This window comes from Paenibacillus humicus NBRC 102415 (assembly GCF_004000905.1).
GTDB lineage: Bacteria > Bacillota > Bacilli > Paenibacillales > Paenibacillaceae > Paenibacillus_O > Paenibacillus_O humicus.
Map to the genome: position 1 here is coordinate 89,175 of NZ_BIMD01000005.1, position 12,448 is coordinate 101,622.

Genomic DNA, 12,448 nt, shown 5'->3' on the forward strand with positions numbered 1-12,448 from the left:
GATTCACCTGCCCGAGAATGATTGCGAGTTCCAAAATTCCAGCGCCACTTCCCGATCAATAAGCCCCATCGTGTGCGCGTGCTTGTAGTACAGCTCCAGTCCCGCCTGCAGCTCCGGACCGAAATCATAGCGCAGCCCCTCGAAATAAGCGGTCCAGTAGGCCGACGTGCCGCCGACGGATGCCATCGCCCGCTCCACGAGAGGCGTCAGATCCCGCAGGCTGCGCCGCCTGCTCTCCAGCATGTCGCGGTGCAGCTTGGCCAGACTGTCCGGGTGTTTGTCCACTGCGCCTCGGTCCGCCGCAACGACGGCGTAGGTCATGCCGAGTCCGGTCCAGCGATGCCATTCCTCGCCGAGATCCATCACTTCGAGCCCGTGGCCGAGCCACGACGCCTTGATCGCGCTGTCCCCGATCAGCAGGGCGGCGTCATGCTCAGCCAGCATGGCATGCAGGTCCGGTTCCATGATCGAATACTCCGGATTGCCGTCGTAACGCAAGGTCAAAATCATTTTGAGCAGATTGATGGAAGTCGCGGATGTGCGGGTCAAGGCGATCCGGCCGCGGAGCACTTCCTTCAGAGGTTTTTTCATGAACAGCAGGATCGATTGGACCGGTCCCACCGTGCCGACGGACAAGTCCGGCAGAAGCAGGTAGCGCTGCGGATCCATTCCGTAGATGAAGGACGATACGGCAGACGCCTCGAGCTCTCCGGCCTGCAGCATCCGGTTCAGATCGGACGGCACCTTCTTGACGATCGTATACGCTTCGTCGGCATCCGGTACGTAATGAAACATCGGCCATGCATTGGTGTAATCGATTCTCCCGACGTTAATCGGTCCGCTGTGAGCCATTGTCATCATCTCCCCATCTCCGGAACAAGTCGTGTTCCAGTCCCATCACGTCCATCAGCTTGCCGACCAGAAAGTCGACCAGGTCCTCCATCGTCCGGGGACCGTAATAGAAAGCCGGCATGGCCGGCACGATGGACACTCCCATGCGGGAAAGCTTCAGCATATTCTCCAAATGAACCGCATGCATAGGGGTTTCCCTCGGCATGAGGATGAGCTTGCGACCTTCCTTCATCATCACATCCGCTGCGCGGGTCATGAGATTGTCGGAAGAGCCGTGCGCGACAGCGGACAGCGTTCCCATCGAGCAGGGCACGATCGCCATGCCTTGCACCCGGTATGAGCCGCTGGCGATATTGGCCCCGATGTCGCCATTGGGATAGAGCCGGAGCCGGCCTTCGGACAGCGCATCGCCGAACGCCAGCTCAAGGGCTTCCGTCCGCTTGGAGGCGTTCCAGCCCAGCTCTTCCTTCAGAACCCGCCAGCCCGAATCCGTGACGACCAGCTGCACCTGCACGCGCGCGCGGAGCAGCTCCTCCACAAGACGGACTCCATAGACAGCCCCGCTCGCTCCCGTTATGCCGACGACCCAGCGCATAGGAGCTGCAGCATGCTTTCCTCCGGTATCTAGCTCCATGCCCGAATCACCGCCAGATCAAGGATGGTGAAGGCCAGCATCGTTATGGCCAGCGCACCGTTCATCGTGAAGAACGCCGTCTGCAGGCGGCTCATGTCCGTCGGCTTCAGAATGAGATGCTCATAGAAAAGGATGCCTAGGGAAATGACGGCGCCGGCCAGGTACAGCCAGCTGAGATCCGTAATGACGAACAGCAGCAGGAAGCAGGCTGCCGTAATGACGTGGAACAGCTTCGCGATCGTCAGCGAGCGGTTGATCCCGAACCGCGCGGGAATGGAGTAGACCTTTTCCTTCCGGTCGAAATCAATGTCCTGAAGCGCATAGATCGTATCGAAGCCGGCCAGCCAGAACACGATCGCGACGTAGAGCACCCAGGCTCCGGGATGGAAGGAGCCGGTGACGGCTACCCAGCCGCCGAGCGGCGCCAGTCCGATCGTAAGCCCCAGAATGACGTGGCAGAGCCAGGTGAACCGCTTGGCGTACGAATAAATGACAAGGAAAAAGATGGCGATCGGCATCAGCTTCAGGCAGATCGGATTCAGCTGCGAGGCCGCGATGAAAAAGAGGACGAAGGAAAGGATGACGAAGAGCACAACCTCTCCTGTCTTCAACAGACCGGCAGGAAGTGCCCTCTTTTCCGTTCTCGGATTTCGCAGGTCGATCGCCTTGTCGATGAGGCGGTTCAGCCCCATCGCGGTGCTGCGCGCTCCGATCATCGCCAGCGTGACCCAGCCCGCCTCCGCCCAGGAGGGCAGATGCCCTTCCATGGTGACGGAGCCGAGCAGCATGCCCATATAAGCGAATGGAAGCGCGAAAATCGTATGTTCAACCTTGATCATTTCTAGAAAAATGCGGAGTTTGCGAATCATTTTCCTTCCGTCCCCTTCGTTCCGATATGCAGCGCTGCAATGCCCCCGGTGAGCGCATCCGCGCTCACCGACTCCAGCCCTGTCTTGCGGAACAACTCCGTCAATCCATGCCTGTCTGGAAACTGCTTGAGAGAATCCGGGAGCCACTTGTACTGCTCGTACGACTTGGCGAACAGCTTGCCAAGCTGCGGCAGCAATTGCTGAAAATAGAAATAATAAATGCCCTTGAACGGCTGCCAGGTAGGTTTCGACAGCTCCAGGCAGACCACTTTGCCGCCCGGCTTCACCACCCGCTTCATCTCCCGCAGCACCTGCTCGAAGTCCGGAACGTTGCGCAGGCCGAAGCCGATCGTCGCGAAATCGAAGGAATCGTCGGGAAACGGCAGCTCCATCGCATTGCCGCGGACCAGCTCGATCTGATGTCCCCGCCCAGCCTCGACAACCTTGCGCTTGCCGACATCGAGCATCGCCTGGCTGAAATCCAGCCCGACGACACGGCCGGTCGCGCTCGCCTCGGCAATCGAAAGCGTCCAGTCGCAAGTGCCGCAGCAGAGGTCGATCGCGGTCTGGCCGGATTTCATATTCATTTTGCGCATGGTGAATTTCCGCCAGGCCTTATGCCGGCGGAAGCTCAGCACATCGTTCATCAGATCGTACTTGGGAGCGATCTTCTCGAAGACGCCGTGAACGTGTTTGGCTTTTTCATTCTGTTCCATTCTCGTTGTCACCTCATCTCGCCGGTCATTGGGGAAGTCGGTACGGCAGCCGCCATCAGCCGGTCGCCGATCAGCAGCACTTCTTGCGCCAGGCGATCCGACTCGATGCGCCCAGCCAGCGTCCTGAACTTGTCTGCGCAAGCGGCAAGCTTGTCCGCCAGCAGCGTTTGGATCCGATAGCGCTCCATGAGGTCCCTGGCTGCGGCGGAATCCGGAGCGGACGGCTGCAGAAGCAGCTCCCGGTCCTCCGCGGCACCAGCCTCGAGCACATGCCAGTAGCCCCAGCTTCCCGCGAGAGCATGCTCTTGAAGCGAACGAGACCATTCCTCCTGCAGGACTTCCATTCGCGTCAGCGTAAGCAGCAGCTCGTTCCAAAGGGGACGAATCTTTTCCTCCAACAAAATCGTAAAGCTGTCAAAGAGGATGCTGCGGATGCCGGCGTGCCGATCCAAATATTCCTCCGCTGTCAGGGAATGGTCCTTGGCCTGCACGTACAGGCCGGTCTTGAGCCTGTTCGCCTCGCAGATCGAGCCGCTGAGGCGGCGGATCATATCGATCTGGCCCGCACCGGCCAGCAGCTGGTAGAAGCGGCTGCTGAAATAATCGCCGGCCAGCACGCGAAGCTGGCGCTCGCGCATATCCTTGATGCCGCGATCCCCGGCTTCGGTATCGACGCGGTCATGGGTGTCAAGCCCGAGCTGCACGAGAGAAACCGCAAGCGAATACAGCTCGCTTGCGGCAGCCGCAAACCTGTGCTGGCTGAGGAATCCGAACAGCAGGCGGATCCGGCTGTCGGGAAAATCCGGCAAGGCCGCGTGGCGCCTGATCATCTCATGGTCGATGTATTTGCTGGCAAGTTCAGGAATTCGGTATCGTGTCATCGGGTAAGCCTCCGAACATAACGGCCGATAGTTGACCGTTCAATAATCTAAACTATTATACCACAATCGAATTGTTTAAGCACAGGCATCGCCGTCAAGACGGATTCACTGCCTGCCGCCGGATTCGGCGGCCCATTCCGAATGGTAGGTAAGGCGAAGCCTCGACGCCCAAAGCTTGTTTTGGGACGGATTGATATCGCTCCAGTCCTTGAGCTGGTCCGCATTCATCCATGGATCCGCACGCCTCATATCCGCCGCTGCGAGCAGCGTGCCCCCGCTGTCCTCGACGCGCACCAGCAGGCGGCTGACATTGGCAGCCTGCACGAAGCTCAGGCCGGCCAGCTGGCGGATGTCGTCGAGCCAGTCGCTTCCTCCCGGAGCCGCTCCTCGCCCGTCAAGATCGATCTTGAGCACCGACCCGGTCCATTCCACCCTTGTAATCCGCCTCTTCAGGCTCATCGCGCTGAGCCGGTCCACCAGGCTGCCTTGATCCAGCAGAGCGGGCTGCTGGACGCGGAACACGGCTTTTTCCTTATCCGCGGCAACCCCGCCGGGCGAAGGGAAGATGGACAGCAACAGAACGGCCCCCAAAGCTGCGCAGCCGGCCGCAGCCAGCCGAATCCCGATTCCCGCACGCATAAGCGCGCACCTCCTGCCCTATCGGCCTGAAGCGACTGACGCTCCAAGCGCTTATGAGATCAGTATACGGGCAGCGGGCGCAAATCATGTCCAAGCTTCGGCTGCAATCGGCCTCTCCGGGCCATCAATGCCTATTCCTGCCGGGTTTCATCGACGCTTAAGAGAATCCTCGTCTCCACATGGCAAAAAAAAACAGGCTCCCGCCTGTCCTTCATTCTCCGGCTTCGACCGTGCCGTACCGCGTCATGATCGTCGCGCGTCCGCGGATCTTGATCGCGGATGTATGATCCGTGAACTGGGCGATGAGGACTTCTCCCTTGTCCAGCTTCTCGGAGTGATGAAACTTCGTATCCGTTCCGCGAGTGAGACCGATGACGGTTACGCCTTGATCCTTCGCCTTGATGACAATGTAATCTCCTTCGAGAGCTTCCATGTCCATGCCTCCTTCACTGTTCATTTCAGAAGCTTCTATCAAAAACTGCTCTCCCGGATACTCCAGGAAAGCAGCTCGCGATACATATGTATGGTCGGAGTAACAGGATTTGAACCTGCGACCTCACCCACCCCAAGGGTGCGCGCTACCAGGCTGCGCCATACCCCGACAACATCGGTCTGCCTTGCGTCGGCTGCATTCGCGCTGCGGACATGCAATCCGCAAGAAGAAAAAGAATGAGTCCGGCTATCCTTCGCTTCGGCACAGGAACGATTATAGCATCCTCATGCAGGGGCTTGCAACCGTTCTTGGGATCGTTCAGGGACTCTCTCTTGAACTCCTGTCCGGCCTTGAATCCGTCTCTGATCCGGAAAAAAATAAAACGTCCGAACGGAAGCATTCGGACGGCTCCCTGCAAGGAGGGATTAGCTGGATACGAGGTCTTTCAAGGACTTGCCCGGCTTGAAGGCAGGCGTCTTGCTCGCAGGGATTTCGATTTCTTCCCCCGTCTGCGGATTGCGTCCTTTGCGTGCCTGGCGTTCGCGAACTTCAAAGTTGCCGAAGCCGACAAGCTGGACTTTGTCTCCTGCCTGAAGGGCGTCGGAGATGGCGTCGAACACCGCGTCAACCGCTTTCGTCGCGTCCTTTTTGGACAGCTCGGTCAGCTCGGATACTTTGGCAATCAGATCGGTCTTGTTCAATGATCTCACCTCCCAATGGTACTAACCCTATCACTTGTTTTGCCGTTTCCTGCAAAAATATACCTTTTGTAGCGGAACAAACTTATACTATACCAGCAACAAGAGGAATACAAGATTATTTTTGGCCGGACAAAGCCCTTGGATAGCGGCTTAAAAACCGGTTTCAAAGAAGCGGAATCAAGCCCTTTTGCGGTTCAGGTGAATGAATGTGATCGCCAGCGCGAGCACCAGCACGGCGCCCTTGATGAAGTCGTTGGAATAGTACGGAACGTTCATCATCGTCAGTCCGTTCAGCAGCACGCCGATCAGAACGGCCCCGAAAAAGGTGCCGACAATGTTAGGCCGCCCTTTGCCCAACACCGAATAACCGACGAAGACGGCCGCTACCGCTTCCATGAGGATCGGAGCGCCGGCGCCGGACTGGCCGCTGCCGGTACGGGCTGCGAAGAGCAGACCGCCGATGGCCGCGAACAACCCCGACAGCACATAAGCCGCGGTGCGGATGCGCTTCACCCTTACGCCGGATAGACGGGCCGCTTCCTCGTTGCCTCCGGTCATTTCCATCTGGCGTCCGATCCGCGTGTATTTGAAAAAGATGAAAACGGCGACGAAGGCGACGGCCATCAGCACGACCGGAACCGGGATGCCGAGCAGCTCGCCCTGCCCCAGCCACAGGAAGGACGAAGGAATCGTACCCGGAGCGGTCGAGCCGTCCGGCATGATCATGTTGCTGTAGATGGAATTGCCTTTGGTGAATATTTGCTGGATGCCCGAGACGATATACATCATTGCGAGCGTGGCGAGCAGATCCGGAATCCGCACCCTTACGATCAGGAGCGAATTGACCAGCCCTACCGCCGCTCCGAGCAGGAGCGAGCCGATGATGACGACTGCGAGCGGCATCTGATACCAGACCATGAGCGCTGTCGAAAAAGCGATGACGATCGATACGGTCGAGCCGACCGACAGGTCGAAGCCGTCCACGGACAGTGAGAACGTGACGCCGATCGCCACGAACGCCGTAATCGAAATCGCCCTCAAAATCGAGGCCAGGTTGTCGTACGTAAAGAAATGCTTGTCCCAAATGGAAAAGAAAATAATGACAATGCCGATGACCAAAAGCGATCCATATTTGAAAATGAAATCGGCCGATCTGGAATTCATGCTGTTCCTCCTCTTCCTCCGCTGGCTTCAATGAGCAGCTCCTCCAGAGAGGCTTGCCCTCTCGGGAACTCCTTCACGATCGCCCCGTCATACATGACCAGAATCCGGTCGGCGATGCCGACGGCTTCCTGGAATTCGCAAGTCAGGTACAGGATCGCCTTGCCCTGCGCGGCCAGATTGCCGATGACGCGGAAGATATCGCTTTTGGCGCCGATGTCCACTCCCTTGGTCGGCTCGTCGAACAGATATACCGACGCTTCCGTCGGAATCCATTTGCCGATGCTGACCTTCTGCTGGTTGCCTCCGCTCAGCGTGGCGATGATCTGCTGGAAGCCCGCCGTCTTGATTCCCAGGGAAGAGATCAGGCCCGAGGCCGACTCCTCCTCCTTGCGCCCAGTCAAAAACCCGAGCCGCGTCCAGCGCTTCAAGGAAGGGAGGCTGAGATTGCGCAGGACGGAATCCGACGCGACAATGCCCTGCCGCCTTCTCTCCTCGGGCACGAGGGCGATTCCCGCCGCTACGGCGTCGGCCGGCTGATTCAGCCTGAGAGGTCTACCGCCGGCGCGGATCGTTCCGCCGTCGACGGAATCCGCGCCGAAGAGAGCTCGGGACAGCTCGGTCTTGCCTGCTCCGACAAGCCCTACGACCGCGACGATTTCGCCGCTCCGCACCTTCAGGCTGACATCCTTCACCCGGCTCCCGCTCCGCAGTCCGTTGACATCGAGAACGACTTCGCCGATGTCCGCCTCCAGCTTCGGATACTCTTCCTCGAATTTGCGTCCGAGCATCGCTTCCACTACGCCTTCGGGAGTAAGATCCCTCTTGTCTGCGGTAAGGACCCGCATGCCGTCGCGCATGACGGTGATGCGGTCGCTCACCCGGAACACCTCCGGCAGCCGGTGGGTGATGAAGATGATGCCGATTCCGCTTGCCTTGAGCCCTTCGATGACACGGAAGAGCCGCTCAGCCTCCTCCAGGCTGAGCGGCGCCGTAGGCTCGTCCAGAATGACGAATCGTGCGCGTTCCGTTAACAGGCGGGCAATGAGCACCAGCTGCTTCTCCGCAAGGGACAGCTCCCCGGCCGGCTTATGGAGCGGAAGCTCCACGCCGAGCCGCTGCAGCGCGGCACCGGCTTCTTCGGCCATCGCTTTCCAGTTCACCCATCGTCCCGCGCCGTTTGCCGCATGGCGGTCGAGGAGGATGTTCTCCGCCGTGCTGAGTGCCGGCACGATCGCCGTGTCCACTTCCTGGTAGACGCAGTGGATGCCCAGCGCCTTCGCCTCGGCCGGACCGCCGAGAACGACCGGTCCCCCGTCGATCTCCACGCTGCCCGAGTCGGCTCCGTACGCGCCGGAAAGTATTTTGATCAGGGTGCTTTTGCCTGCCCCGTTGGCGCCGAGAAGAGCATGGACCTCTCCTCCAGCCACCTCAAGGCCGGCGTCCTTCAATGCCGGAACTCCGGAAAAGGACTTGCATATCCCAGACATGCACAGCATGCTTGGCTGGCTCAAGCTTCATCCCTCCCGTTCATCGATCTGGTTGCAATCTTCCTTGCTTGTACCCTTTCTTGCTTGTCTGTTCTATGTTTGTTTGTTGCTTGCTTGTTCGTTGCTTGCTTATCCCTTAATTGCCCGTCTTGCCCATCCAATCGGCGATTCCCTGCTCGCTCTTGCCCCATCCCTCGACATACTCGCTCAGCTCGGTCGTGTTGATCTTCTTGTCCTTCGGCAATGCGTCGCGGGTGACGGCAACCGCATCAAGGACGACCTTGTCTTCGGTTTTGTCGCCATGCAGCTTCTGGTACAGGTACCGCGCCTGCACGCGGCCGATATCCTTCGGATCCACGGCAACCGAGGCGATCCACGGCGAGTTCGGATCCTGGATCATCTGGAGGTCCTCGTCGCTCATGTCGATGCCGTAGACTTTGATTTCATTGCGGCCCGCTTGCTGGATGGCGCGGACGGCTCCTTTGGCGAATTCATCCCACGATGCCCATACAGCGGCAATGTCCCCTTTGTTCGGATATTGCTTGAGGATGGCTTCCATCTGGTTCTGCGTATCCAGCGCCGGCTTGTCCGCCGTGCCGAAATGCGCGATCTCCTTGATATCCGGGTTCGCATCCATGAACTTCTTGTACGAAATCTGGCGTCTTTCCATCGGCGCAAAGCCTGCAACCCACACCTTGACGATGTTCCCTTTGCCGCCGATATCCGTTTTCAGCTTCTCCAGCGACTTTTCCGCCATATCCTGGTCGTTCTGCTGCAGCACGGTGACTCCCGGCACCGTAATGTCGGCATCGAACGCTACGACCGGAATTCCCTTGCCGACCGCTTTCTCTACGCCGGACTTCAGCGCTTCCGCCGTTCCGTGGTCGGTAAGGATGCCGTCTACGCCGCCGTTGACCGCAGCCTCAAGCTTGGAAGACATCTCGGCCAGATTGTTGCCCGAGGCCTGCACCTGCACCGTGCCTCCGAAGCTCTCGACCTGCTCCTTCACGCCGGCAACGTATTGGGCGGAAAACGCCCCTTCGTTGAACTGCATGATGAGCGCGATCTTTTTGCCCTTCAGCGAATCGTTGCCTTCGCCGAGCGTAGCGAGAATTCCGTTCGATTTGCCGGCTGCCGCGCTTCCGCCCGCTCCGTCCGCCTCGGAATTATTGCCTTTCTGCCCGCATGCGGCCGTACCCAATAAAGCTGCCGCTGCGAGAACGACCAGTGATTTTTTGCCCCAGTTCATCTCTGTATTTCCTCCCCCGTCATGTCAAGCTTCCTGAATGTGCTTGTTAAGCAACATCATAGCATTTTATCCAAGCATGTCAATCGGATTTAAGTGATTTGACGTCGAAATTGCTCGAATATTTTGGATAGGGATAATTATAGAACTTCACGAATAATATTCAAGCTTTTTTTGTTTAAAGCGCTGTCGCCCCAAAATATTCCAGAAAAATAGTCCAACCGCTCTCTTCCCGCGCACGCAAAAAACCGGAGGGCGATAAGCCCCCCGGCGTTCAACAACAATTCATTAGAGAATGATCGCGATAAGGCCTCCGGAGCCTTCGTTGATGATCCTTCCCAGCGTTTCCTGCAGCTTGTAGCGGGCATTGTCGGGCATCATCGCAATCTTGCCCTGGATGCCTTCCCTCACGATGGAATGCAGCGAACGGCCGAACATGTCTGAATCCCATACCTTGATCGGATCGTTCTCGAAGTCCTGCATGAGGTATCTCACGAGCTCCTCGCTTTGCTTCTCCGTCCCGATGATCGGAGCGAACTCCGATTCCACGTCCACTCGAATCATATGGATGGAAGGCGCCGTCGCCTTCAGCCTGACCCCGAAGCGGGAGCCTTGACGGATCAGCTCCGGCTCGTCAAGCTGCATCTCGGCAAGGGTCGGAGCCGCGATGCCGTAGCCGGTCGTCTTGACCATCTCCAGCGCTTCCGCGAAGCGGTCGTATTCCCGCTTGGCATGAGTGAAATCCTGCATGAGCTGCAGCAGATGGTCCTTGCCTCGGATTTCGACGCCGACCACTTCCATCAGAATCTGGTCGTACAGCTCATCCGGGGCGTACAGGTCGATCTCCGCTACGCCCTGCCCCATATTCATGTCGCTGAGGCCGGCTCTGGAGATGAAGTCGTATTCCATGAATTGGGCGACGACACGATCCACATCGCGCAGCCTGCGGATGTCCTGGACCGTATCGCGGACCGAATTTTCGAAGTTGCTTCTCAGCCAATGGCTTTCGTTCAGCACCATGACCCAGCTGGGCAGGTTGACGTTGACCTCATGCACAGGGAACTCGTAGAGCACCTCGCGGAGGACGGAGGTCACTTCCTCCTCGCCCATGGTTGCCGCGCTCAGCGTCATGACCGGAATGTCGTATTTGGCTTGAAGCTCGCCGCGAAGCTGCAGGGCTTCATCGCTTTTCGGACGGGTGGAGTTGATGATGAGCACGAACGGCTTGCCGACTTCCTTCAGCTCGGCGATGACCCGTTCTTCGGATTCGACATACGAGCTGCGGGGAATTTCGGCAATCGTGCCGTCCGTCGTAACGACCACGCCGAGAGTGGAATGCTCCTGGATGACCTTGCGGGTTCCGATTTCCGCCGCTTCCTGGAACGGAATCGGCTCCTCGAACCAAGGCGTCGTGATCATCCGGGGGCCGTTCTCGTCCTCGTAGCCTTTGGCGCCATCCACAGCGTATCCGACGCAATCGACGAGGCGGACGTTGACTTCCAGGCCTTCGGCGACATGAATGCGGACAGCCTGGTTCGGAACGAACTTAGGCTCCGTCGTCATGATCGTCTTGCCTGCCGCGCTTTGCGGAAGCTCATCCACCGCACGGACGCGGTCCACCTCGCTCGTAATGTTGGGAAGTACGGTCGTTTCCATGAATCGCTTGATGAACGTCGACTTGCCTGTTCGGACCGCACCGACGACGCCGAGGTAGATGTCTCCGCCGGTACGCTCCGCGATGTCCTTGAAAATATCCACTTTTTCCACTTTCAGATCCCCTCCCAATCGAATATCCGGTTCGTCGCCTTCCACCGGTCAAGAGGGTAGGCAAGCGACGCAACTCGTACATGCTGTGGACTAGTAATAGCTTATTGTCCATCCTTCCGGATTATGACGGTTGCGTCCAACATTCTTGCATCCCGGTCCGGATATCCATAGCCCTTTCAAGATAGATTGATATGCCCCCGGTTAACAGAAAAGAACCTTCCGTCCCTCTCGCGCTTGGCGAAAAAGGGACAAGAAGGTTCTCGTCCTATACCTGCTATTCGGGCTGGGCCGCAGGTTCCCCATTGACAAGCTTGTACGGCGGCGATTTGACCGGCACGAAGTCGGTGTCCTCCGCCAGCAGCTGCCGCAGGTCGAGATCCGCTCCCACCTTGTCGAGGCCGCGCTTCTGAACGAAGCGCATCATGTCGCTTCCGTAATCGGCGTAGACCCGTCCCTTGTCGCTCAACATGAACGTCAAGGCGCCGCCGGAATACAGGCTGCGGACGGAAGGCTCCTTCTGGCCCAGCTTTTTGAAGTCGATCCTGCTGTAGCCTGGATAAGCTTCGCCGGCCGCCGGGAGCTCGCCTCCATGGCTGCGGCCGTACTGGTCGACCCAGCCCTGCACGTCGTTCACCGCCTGGAAGATCGTCAGCGGCATCAGCTTCACGGTCGGGTCCTTCTCCTCGTTCTGGATCAGGAAGTAATAGCTGCCGCCCTTCTCGAACGACGCCGCCGGCAGATCCGACATGAAGTTCTCCCGCTGCAGCTTGGGAAAGTCGATGACGAACTTCTCGTAGACCGGCGTTTCCTGCGTGGCGTTCTTGATCGGCAGAAGACCTTTCTTCTGCTGATAAAGATCGACCACCGCCTGCACCCCGGCAACGACGTCCATCGATGGAGCCTGGCTCTCGGCCATGCGCTCTCGCGGATACATGCAGCCGGACAAGCTTGCCGCCAGCATCACGGCGGCAGCGGCTCCCGCGATGCCTCGCCATTTGCGCCCCTCCGCCCGGCGGCCGAGGGTTCCTTCATTCACCATCATGCGATCCTCCTGCTTCG

At 58.6% G+C, this 12,448-nt stretch carries 13 protein-coding genes and 1 tRNA gene; all 14 read right to left on the bottom strand.

Annotated features, from left to right (window positions below; translation table 11 throughout):
- Window positions 1-3 precede the first annotated feature (3 nt).
- The 14 genes from PHU01S_RS05340 to PHU01S_RS05405 all read right to left on the bottom strand — a co-directional run bounded on the left by PHU01S_RS05340 (window position 4) and on the right by PHU01S_RS05405 (window position 12,431).
- Window positions 4-861, bottom strand: coding sequence for a menaquinone biosynthesis protein (locus PHU01S_RS05340; RefSeq protein WP_021879525.1), 858 nt, complete (start codon window positions 859-861; stop codon window positions 4-6).
- Window positions 830-1,486: a UbiX family flavin prenyltransferase gene (locus PHU01S_RS05345; RefSeq protein ID WP_021879526.1), complete on the bottom strand. Its 657-nt coding sequence runs from the start codon at window positions 1,484-1,486 to the stop codon at window positions 830-832. The genes PHU01S_RS05340 and PHU01S_RS05345 overlap by 32 nt, the downstream gene beginning before the upstream one ends.
- Complete coding sequence (locus tag PHU01S_RS05350; protein WP_021879527.1) at window positions 1,477-2,355, bottom strand: UbiA-like polyprenyltransferase; 879 nt, start codon at window positions 2,353-2,355, stop codon at window positions 1,477-1,479. The genes PHU01S_RS05345 and PHU01S_RS05350 overlap by 10 nt, the downstream gene beginning before the upstream one ends.
- Window positions 2,352-3,071, bottom strand: a complete 720-nt coding sequence (locus tag PHU01S_RS05355; RefSeq protein WP_127506558.1) for a demethylmenaquinone methyltransferase — start codon at window positions 3,069-3,071, stop codon at window positions 2,352-2,354. Before PHU01S_RS05355 ends, PHU01S_RS05350 begins: the two co-directional genes overlap by 4 nt.
- Window positions 3,072-3,079: 8 nt before the next feature.
- Window positions 3,080-3,952 (bottom strand): heptaprenyl diphosphate synthase component 1, encoded by an 873-nt coding sequence (locus tag PHU01S_RS05360; RefSeq protein WP_127506560.1) that lies wholly within the window; start codon window positions 3,950-3,952, stop codon window positions 3,080-3,082.
- Window positions 3,953-4,057: 105 nt separating this feature from the next.
- Window positions 4,058-4,591: a hypothetical protein gene (locus PHU01S_RS05365; RefSeq protein ID WP_021879529.1), complete on the bottom strand. Its 534-nt coding sequence runs from the start codon at window positions 4,589-4,591 to the stop codon at window positions 4,058-4,060.
- Between the two features lie 211 nt (window positions 4,592-4,802).
- Window positions 4,803-5,024 carry a trp RNA-binding attenuation protein MtrB gene (mtrB, locus tag PHU01S_RS05370; RefSeq protein ID WP_076357080.1) on the bottom strand — a complete coding sequence of 74 codons (222 nt, stop codon included), beginning with the start codon at window positions 5,022-5,024 and terminating at the stop codon, window positions 4,803-4,805.
- A gap of 91 nt (window positions 5,025-5,115) precedes the next feature.
- Window positions 5,116-5,192, bottom strand: a tRNA-Pro gene (locus PHU01S_RS05375).
- A 257-nt stretch (window positions 5,193-5,449) separates the two neighbouring features.
- Window positions 5,450-5,725 (bottom strand): non-specific DNA-binding protein Hbs, encoded by a 276-nt coding sequence (hbs, locus tag PHU01S_RS05380; RefSeq protein ID WP_048745535.1) that lies wholly within the window; start codon window positions 5,723-5,725, stop codon window positions 5,450-5,452.
- Window positions 5,726-5,902: 177 nt separating this feature from the next.
- The gene (locus tag PHU01S_RS05385) at window positions 5,903-6,889 is read right to left on the bottom strand and encodes an ABC transporter permease (protein ID WP_049867223.1); all 987 of its coding nucleotides are present in this window, start codon (window positions 6,887-6,889) and stop codon (window positions 5,903-5,905) included.
- On the bottom strand, window positions 6,886-8,376 hold the full coding sequence (locus PHU01S_RS05390) for a sugar ABC transporter ATP-binding protein (protein WP_127506563.1): 1,491 nt from the start codon (window positions 8,374-8,376) through the stop codon (window positions 6,886-6,888). The genes PHU01S_RS05385 and PHU01S_RS05390 overlap by 4 nt, the downstream gene beginning before the upstream one ends.
- A gap of 136 nt (window positions 8,377-8,512) precedes the next feature.
- Window positions 8,513-9,625, bottom strand: coding sequence for a sugar ABC transporter substrate-binding protein (locus PHU01S_RS05395; protein ID WP_021879535.1), 1,113 nt, complete (start codon window positions 9,623-9,625; stop codon window positions 8,513-8,515).
- A 285-nt stretch (window positions 9,626-9,910) separates the two neighbouring features.
- On the bottom strand, window positions 9,911-11,389 hold the full coding sequence (spoIVA, locus tag PHU01S_RS05400; protein WP_048745534.1) for a stage IV sporulation protein A: 1,479 nt from the start codon (window positions 11,387-11,389) through the stop codon (window positions 9,911-9,913).
- 274 nt (window positions 11,390-11,663) lie between these two features.
- Window positions 11,664-12,431 carry a YphF family lipoprotein gene (locus PHU01S_RS05405; RefSeq protein ID WP_127506566.1) on the bottom strand — a complete coding sequence of 256 codons (768 nt, stop codon included), beginning with the start codon at window positions 12,429-12,431 and terminating at the stop codon, window positions 11,664-11,666.
- Window positions 12,432-12,448: the final 17 nt, after the last annotated feature.

What these genes read in the sequence shown, in the direction of transcription:
- PHU01S_RS05360 (WP_127506560.1), bottom strand. Translation starts at nt 3,952, where the DNA reads ATGACACGATACCGAATTCCTGAACTTGCCAGCAAATACATCGACCAT.
- mtrB (WP_076357080.1), bottom strand. Translation starts at nt 5,024, where the DNA reads ATGGAAGCTCTCGAAGGAGATTACATTGTCATCAAGGCGAAGGATCAA.
- PHU01S_RS05365 (WP_021879529.1), bottom strand. Translation starts at nt 4,591, where the DNA reads ATGCGTGCGGGAATCGGGATTCGGCTGGCTGCGGCCGGCTGCGCAGCT.
- PHU01S_RS05405 (WP_127506566.1), bottom strand. Translation starts at nt 12,431, where the DNA reads ATGATGGTGAATGAAGGAACCCTCGGCCGCCGGGCGGAGGGGCGCAAA.
- PHU01S_RS05385 (WP_049867223.1), bottom strand. Translation starts at nt 6,889, where the DNA reads ATGAATTCCAGATCGGCCGATTTCATTTTCAAATATGGATCGCTTTTG.
- PHU01S_RS05395 (WP_021879535.1), bottom strand. Translation starts at nt 9,625, where the DNA reads ATGAACTGGGGCAAAAAATCACTGGTCGTTCTCGCAGCGGCAGCTTTA.
- PHU01S_RS05340 (WP_021879525.1), bottom strand. Translation starts at nt 861, where the DNA reads ATGATGACAATGGCTCACAGCGGACCGATTAACGTCGGGAGAATCGAT.
- PHU01S_RS05390 (WP_127506563.1), bottom strand. Translation starts at nt 8,376, where the DNA reads ATGTCTGGGATATGCAAGTCCTTTTCCGGAGTTCCGGCATTGAAGGAC.
- PHU01S_RS05350 (WP_021879527.1), bottom strand. Translation starts at nt 2,355, where the DNA reads ATGATTCGCAAACTCCGCATTTTTCTAGAAATGATCAAGGTTGAACAT.
- PHU01S_RS05355 (WP_127506558.1), bottom strand. Translation starts at nt 3,071, where the DNA reads ATGGAACAGAATGAAAAAGCCAAACACGTTCACGGCGTCTTCGAGAAG.
- PHU01S_RS05345 (WP_021879526.1), bottom strand. Translation starts at nt 1,486, where the DNA reads ATGGAGCTAGATACCGGAGGAAAGCATGCTGCAGCTCCTATGCGCTGG.